This is a genomic window from Hymenobacter terrenus, from assembly GCF_000972495.1.
GTDB classification, from domain to species: Bacteria; Bacteroidota; Bacteroidia; order Cytophagales; family Hymenobacteraceae; genus Hymenobacter; species Hymenobacter terrenus.
The window spans coordinates 1-414 of record NZ_LATM01000150.1 but is presented as its reverse complement, the minus strand read 5'-3'; the positions used below and the strand labels follow the sequence as shown (position 1 = coordinate 414).

1 protein-coding gene is annotated in these 414 nt (G+C 53.6%); it reads left to right on the top strand.

Going from position 1 to position 414, the window contains the following annotated elements:
• Positions 1–134: 134 nt before the first annotated feature.
• Positions 135–414, top strand: a 280-nt coding sequence (locus WX88_RS26900) for a DDE-type integrase/transposase/recombinase (RefSeq protein ID WP_197077000.1), incomplete at its 3' end; no start/stop codon positions are given.

Below are 414 nucleotides of genomic sequence, written 5' to 3'. Positions count from 1 at the left end.
CTTGCCCTGAAATAGGTTGACAGTTTTTCACCTTAAAAACTGTTCCATGCAAGACCACATTCGCGACCTGCTCCACCGGTTCCAATACAGCGAGCAATTGAAAGAGACGGCGGCGTTCCGCATCGATCACCTACTTGGGTATTGGGCTTGGCTTTGGGTACCTTTGGCTGATTACGGATGCCTACTCCAAGATGAGTATGGGCTACTGCCTGTCTCCCCTGCTAACGGCCGAAGGGGCCCTCAAGGCGTTGGGCATGGCGCTAAGCCAGGTCGAAACCAATCAGGAGCTTATCCATCACTCGGACCGGGGAAGCCAGTACTGCCGTTTCCAGTACGTGCAAAAGCTGCGACAAGCCAGCATTGCCATTAGCATGACGGAAAACGGAGATCCGTACGAGAATGCCATTGCCAAGC